The sequence below is a fragment of the Streptomyces aurantiacus genome (assembly GCF_001418335.1).
Classification (GTDB): Bacteria; Actinomycetota; Actinomycetes; order Streptomycetales; family Streptomycetaceae; genus Streptomyces; species Streptomyces aurantiacus.
The window spans coordinates 1-6449 of sequence record NZ_LIPP01000485.1; the positions used below are offsets into that span (position 1 = coordinate 1).

Annotated in this window: 5 protein-coding genes; 1 reads left to right on the forward strand and 4 read right to left on the reverse strand. The window is 71.7% G+C overall.

Going from position 1 to position 6449, the window contains the following annotated elements; all coding sequences use genetic code 11:
- From AOK01_RS39230 to AOK01_RS39245, 4 genes are all read right to left on the reverse strand, one after another.
- Positions 1-1382, reverse strand: a 1382-nt coding sequence (locus AOK01_RS39230) for an ATP-binding cassette domain-containing protein (RefSeq protein ID WP_055520312.1), incomplete at its 3' end; no start/stop codon positions are given.
- Positions 1382-2281 carry an ABC transporter permease gene (locus AOK01_RS39235; RefSeq protein ID WP_055520314.1) on the reverse strand — a complete coding sequence of 300 codons (900 nt, stop codon included), beginning with the start codon at positions 2279-2281 and terminating at the stop codon, positions 1382-1384. The genes AOK01_RS39235 and AOK01_RS39230, both read right to left, overlap by 1 nt.
- On the reverse strand, positions 2278-3234 hold the full coding sequence (locus tag AOK01_RS39240; RefSeq protein ID WP_055520316.1) for an ABC transporter permease: 957 nt from the start codon (positions 3232-3234) through the stop codon (positions 2278-2280). The genes AOK01_RS39235 and AOK01_RS39240 overlap by 4 nt, the downstream gene beginning before the upstream one ends.
- A gap of 2 nt (positions 3235-3236) precedes the next feature.
- Positions 3237-4820 (reverse strand): ABC transporter substrate-binding protein, encoded by a 1584-nt coding sequence (locus AOK01_RS39245; RefSeq protein WP_055520318.1) that lies wholly within the window; start codon positions 4818-4820, stop codon positions 3237-3239.
- Between the two features lie 239 nt (positions 4821-5059).
- Here AOK01_RS39245 and AOK01_RS39250 point away from each other — a divergent pair.
- On the forward strand, positions 5060-6449 hold a 1390-nt coding region (locus tag AOK01_RS39250; RefSeq protein ID WP_425424797.1), incomplete at its 3' end, for an ABC transporter ATP-binding protein.

The window sequence follows — 6449 nt, forward strand, 5'->3', positions numbered from 1 at the left end:
ACGTCCGGCTCGCCGGCGAGCGCCCGCGCGATCCCGATGCGCTGCCGCTGCCCGCCGGAGAGCTGCGCGGGCAGCCGCTCGGCGAGGTCGGGGTCGAGGCGTACGTCGGCGATGAGCTGCCGGGCCCGCGCGGCGGTCTCGGCGCGGGTGTCGGCCGTGCCGAAGAACCGCAGGGGCCGCCGCACCGCGTCGCCGACGGACCGGCGCGGGTTGAGGGAGGTGTCGGCGTTCTGGAAGACGAGCTGGACCCGACGCCGCAGCGAGAGCGGCCGCTTCCCGGCGGGCCGGGCGAGGTCACCCGACTTGCCGTCAGGCCCGTGGCCCGCCCCATGCGCCATCGTCCCGCCGGACGGCGTCCGCAGCCCCGCCAGTGTCCAGGCGAGCGTGGACTTGCCACTGCCCGACTCCCCCACGAGCGCGAGGACTTCGCCGCGTCGTACGTCGAAGGAGACGCCGTCCACGGCACGGCTGGTCCCGTAGTCGACGGTGACGTCCCGGGCGGTGACGGCGACGGGAGCCCCGTCGGGGATTACCGCCCTGGGCCGCACCTCCCGCTCCCCCGCCTCGCCGGCCCGCGCGAGCCCTTCGTCGTCGAGCCGCGGCACGCTCGCCAGGAGGCGTCTGGTGTACGGGTCCTGGGGCGCCGCGAAGAGCCGGCCGGTGGGCGCCGCCTCCACGACCCGCCCGGACCGCAGCACGGTCACCTCGTCGGCCATGTGCGCGACGACTCCGAGGTCGTGGCTCACCAGGACCGCGGACAGGCCGAGTTCGTCGCGCAGTGCGCCGATCAGGTCGAGGACACCGCGCTGGGTGATGACGTCGAGCCCGGTCGTCGGCTCGTCGAGGACGAGGACCTGGGGGCGGGCGGCGATGGCCATGGCAATGGCGACGCGCTGCTGCTGGCCGCCGGAGAGCTCGTGCGGGTAGCGGCGGGCGAGTTCGGCGGGGCGGGGCAGCCGGACCTGTTCGAGGAGGTCGACCACGGGTACGTCACCGCCGGCCTCCGCGATCTGGCGTCCGATCCGCATGGAGGGGGTCAGGGCGTGCCCGGCGTTCTGCGCGACCATGGCCACCGTGCCGCCCCGCAGCCGCCTCAACTCCCGTGCGGGCAGGGCGAACACGTCGGCCCCGGCGATCCGTACCGAACCGCCGGTCACCCGCGACCCGTGCCGCAGATGCCCGAGCAGCGTGGCCGCGACGGTCGACTTGCCGCTGCCCGACTCGCCGACCAGCGCGTGGGTCCGGCCGGGCAGTACCTCCAGGGACACCTCACGCACCACGGGCACGTCCGCGCCGCCCGAACGGTAGGCGACGCACAGCGAATCCACGGACACGAGCGGGTTCACGGACACGAGTGGGTTCACGGGCACGGCGGCGGTCATCAGGACCCCTCCCTGATCCGGTCGACGCCCCATGCCTTGGACAGGCCGTCGGCCGCGAGGTTGAGCCCCACCACGAGCGTGGCCAGGGCGATGATCGGTGCGAGGCTCGCCATGGGGACGACGGTGATGGCGGTGCGGTTCTCGGCCACCATCAGGCCCCAGTCGGGCGTCGGCGGATCGGCGCCGAAGCCGAGGAAGGACAGCGACGAGATGAGCAGCACGACCCAGGAGGCCCGCATCGCGAACTCGACGCACACCACGTCGGTGATGTTGGGCAGGATCTCGCGCCGCAGGATCGCCCAGGTGCTCTCGCCCCGGGCCCGTGCCGCGGTCACGTAGTCGGCGGGGACGACCGCCAGTGCGGCGCCCCGTACGACTCGTACGACCTGGGGCACGTACACGATCGCGATGGCGAGGACGATGACCGACGGGCCGGTGCCCAGCGCGGTGACGACGACCAGCAGCGCGAGCACCGACGGGATGGAGAGCACCGCGTCGAGGACGCGTCCCAGTACGTCGTCGAACCAGCCGCCGCGCAGGGCGGCGGCGCAGCCGACGACGGTGCCGATCAGCAGGGTCACCAGGGTCGCGGCGACGGAGACGCCGAGGGCGTACCGGCCGCCGTACAGGACGCGGGCCAGCACGTCGCGGCCGTACTGGTCGGTCCCTGCCCAGTGCTGCGCGCTCGGGCCGAGGAGTGCCTGGTCGGCGTTGTTGGCGATCGGGTCGTAGGAGGTGAGGACCGGTGCGAGCAGGGCGATCAGGACATGGACGGCGACGATCGCGAGGCCGATGGAGGCCGCCCGTGAGGAGCGCACGGTGCGCCAGGCGCGGGCCGCGGCGGACCGCGGCGCGGCGGGGACGGCGGGGGTGGCCGCCGGGGTGTCGAGGGTGGTCATCGGGTCCTCCCGCGCGTACGGAGCTTGGGGTTGAGGGCCATGGCGCCGAGGTCCGCGGCCAGGTTGCAGACGACGTACACGACCGCGCTGATCAGTGCGATGGCCTGGATGACGGGCAAATCCCGGTTCTGGACGGAGGCGAGCATCAGCTTTCCGATGCCGGGGTAGTTGAAGACGTTCTCGACGACGGCGACGCCGCCCGCGAGCCAGGCGACGTTCAGTGCGATGACGTGCAGGGTCGGCAGCAGGGCGCTCGGCAGGGCGTGCCGGGTGACGACGCGCCAGGTCGACAGGCCCTTGAGGCGGGCCGTGGTGACGTACTCGCTCGCCATGACGTCGATGACGGACGTGCGGGCCATCCGGACGATGTACGCGGCCATGACGACGGCGAGTGCGAGGGCGGGCAGCCAGACGGCGGGCATGAGCTGGCCGACGGTGGCCTCGGGGCCGTACAGGACGACCGCGGGGAACCAGGGCAGGGCGACCGAGAAGCAGAGCACGAGCACGGTGGCGACGACGAACTCGGGGACGCTCATGCCGACGAGGCTGACCGTGGAGATGAGGTGGTCGGGCCAGCGGTCGCGGTAGAGGCCGGCGAGGATGCCGAGGACGATCGAGCCGGTGACGGCGAACAGGACGGTCACCAGGGCGATGAGCGCGGAGTTGCCGAGGTACATGCCGACTTCGCCGCCGACCGCCTTGCCGGAGACGAGGGAGGCTCCGAAGTCGCCGTGCAGGGCGCCGCCGATCCAGTCGGCGTACCGCTCCCAGGCGGGCTGGTCGAGCTTGAGCTTCTCGCGCAGGGCGGCGACCGCGTCGGGGGTGGCGTCCTTGCCGAGGACCTGGGTGGCGACGTCGCCGGGCAGGGCCTGGACGGCGAGGAAGACGAGGACGGAGGAGAGGACGAGCGTGCCGACGGCGGCGAGGACGCGGCGGACGATGAACGAGAGCATGGTCAGGCCCCCTTCAGGCCGATGCCGAGGTAGTCGAACTCGAAGCCGTGCTCGGCGTATCCGCGTACGTTGCGCGAGATGCCGACGAGCCGGTCGGCGAACATCGGGGTCATCGCCCCGCCCTTCTCGACGACGAAGGTCTGCGCCTCGCCGTACAGTTCGCGCCGCCGCGTGTCGTCGGTCTCCTGCCTGGCCCGGTCGAGCAGCGCGTCGAACCCCTTGTCCGACCAGGCGGTCTCGTTGTAGGAGGAGCCGCTGCGGAAGACCTGCGTGAACAGCTGGTCGACGGGTCGGCCGGTGTACCAGTAGGTGGCCATGAGCGGCTTCTTCATCCAGATCTGCGTGTAGTACGAGTCCGCCGCGGCCGTCTTCACCCGGACCCGGATTCCGGCCCGCCTGGCCGAGTCCTGGTAGGCGAGGGCCATGGGTGTGAAGACCGGGTCGTACGAGGACGTGTAGAGGTCGACCGTCAGGTCCTCGTGGCCTGCCTTCTTCAGCAGGTGGCGGGCCTGTTCCGGGTCGTGCTCGGGATGGGTGGCGAGGTGGGCGGGGTCACTCGGCGGCACGGGGTTGTCCCAGCCGGGCGTGCCCGCGCCCTGGAGGGCGACCTTCACCACGTACTCGGGGTCGTAGGCCAGTTTCATCGCCTGCCGGACCCGTACGTCGGTGAAGGGCTTCTCCGTGGTGAGCATCGGCAGCACGTACCACTGGGCGTTCTCGACGCGGGCGATGGTCGCGCGGTCGGAGGCGGCGACGACCCGGGCGGTCGCGAAGTCCAGGTTGGTCTGCGAGAGGAGGTCGACCTGTCCGGCGAGCAGGGCGTTCGAACGGGCCGACATGTCGGCGACGGAGTAGAAGTCGATGGCGTCCAGGACGGGGCGGCCCGCCCAGTGGTCCTCGAACGCGGTGATCCGGCCGGGTCCCGCGGGTGCGAAGGACTCCAGCGCGAAGGGGCCGGTTCCGATGCCGGTGCGGCCGATACCGCGGGCGCTGCCGTCGGGAATGACATAGCAGTTGTAGTGGGTGAGGAGGCTCGGGAACTCCGCGTTGGGGGTCTTCAGCGGCACAACGAGCGTATGGGCGTCGGGAGTTCGCAGTTTCTTCGGGTCGACGAGCGGGGCGAGGACGGCGGCCTGCGGGGACGCCGTCTCCTTGTCGAGGATGTGGCGCAGGGTGTACGCGGCGTCGGCGGAGGTGAGCCGGTGGCCGTCGTGGAAGGTGACGCCCTTGCGGATGCGGAAGGTCCAGGTGCGTGCCTCGGCGTCCGGTTCCCAGGACTCGGCGAGGTCGGGCGCGAGGTCGCCGTTCGCGCCGACGCGCACCAGGCGGTTGTAGAGGGCGCCCAGGTATTCGTACGCGGACAGGGCGCTCGCCGGGTCCAGGGTCTCGGCCTCGGAGGCGGGCGGCCGGGCGATGCGGAGGGTTCCGCCGCGGTCGGGGGTGCCCTGCTTGGCGCCCTTGGGCAGTGCGGGGGCGGCCGAGGCGCCCGTACAGCCGGTGAGCAGCCAGGACGCACCGAGCGACGCGCTGCCCGCGGCTGCCGCGGCGAGGACGGAGCGCCGTCCCGGGTGGTGGATGTCGGGCATGGGCCGACCGTCCCTCTCGCTATTCGTTCGCTATTCGTTCAGCGGAACGATTGAGTGAAGTGCGTGAACGATAACCAGCCGGAAGTGCCCCGCCAACCCTCCGACCGCGGAAATTTACGTCGGAAACCGAGCCGTTACCTGGCCCGGAGAAGCCGGGCCCGACGGGTGTAGGTGATCGAGACCTGGGGAGAAAGCGCTTGCCCTGTGTGTTCACGACTCCCTGGGGAGGGAAGGCCACCATGGCCTCGTGGGAGAAACCGCTCGACCACCGCTACCGCGGCGAGCATCCCGTCCGCACGCTCGTCTATCTCTTCCGCGCCGACCGATGGCGGCTCGCCGGCGCCTTCGCCGTCTTCACCGTCAAGCACAGCCCGGTCTGGCTGCTGCCGCTGATCACCGCGACCATCATCGACACGGTCGTGCGGCACGGTCCGATCGGAGACCTCTGGCTCAGCGCCGGTGTCATCCTCTTCGTCCTGGCGGTCAACATGCCGCTGCACCTGCTGTACGTGCGGCTGCTGTACGGCAGCGTGCGCCGCATGGGCACGGGCCTGCGATCCGCGCTGTGCACGCGCATGCAGCAGCTCTCCATCGGCTACCACTCACGCGTCAGCGCGGGCGTCCTCCAGGCGAAGGTCGTCCGTGACGTGGAGACGGTCGAACAGATGGTGCAGCAGACCGCCGAGACCGGGCTCGGCGCGGTCACCGTGCTCACCGGCGGGCTCGTCATCATCGCCGTACGCACCCCCGAGTTCGTCCCCGTCTTCCTCTGCGTGGTCCCCGTCGCGGCGCTGCTCGTCGCGCGGCTGCGGGGCCGGCTGCGCGTCCACAACGAGGACTTCCGGCACGAGGTCGAGCACCTGTCCTCGCGGGTGACCGAGATGACCCGGCTCATCTCGGTCACCCGGGCGCACGGTCTGGAGGGCAAGGCCCTGCGGCGCATGGACGGCACGCTGCACAAGGTCCTCGCCTCGGGGCTGCGCCTCGACCTCCTCAACGGGCGCTTCGCCTCGCTGGCCTGGGTGTTCCTGAACATGATCGGGGTCGTCTTCCTCACCGCGGCCGCCCTCGTCGCGTACTACGGCGTGTGGGCCGTCTCCCCCGGTGACGTCGTCATGCTCAGCGCGTTCCTGACCACCCTGACCAACTCCACGACCACCCTGGCGGGGCTGGCGCCCGTCATCACCAAGGGCCTGGAGTCCGTACGGTCCGTCGGTGAGGTCCTCCAGGCCCCCGAACTGGAGGACAACGAGGGCAAGGCGCGGCTCGACTCGCTGCGCGGAGCCGTCGACTTCGAGGGTGTGGGCTATGCGTACGAGGACACCGACCGGCCCGCCGTACGGGACTTCAGCCTCTCCGTCGCGCCGGGCGAGACGATCGCGCTCGTCGGCGCCTCGGGCGCCGGAAAGTCGACGGTGCTCAGCCTCGTCATCGGTTTCGTCCGGCCGACGTCGGGCCGGGTGCTGCTCGACGGGGCCGACATGAACGCCCTGGACCTGCGCACCTACCGGCGCTTCGTGTCGGTCGTGCCGCAGGAGTCGATCCTGTTCGACGGGACGGTGCGGGAGAACGTCGCGTACGGCATGGACGACGCGGACGCCGACGAGGCGACCGTGCGCGCGGCGCTGC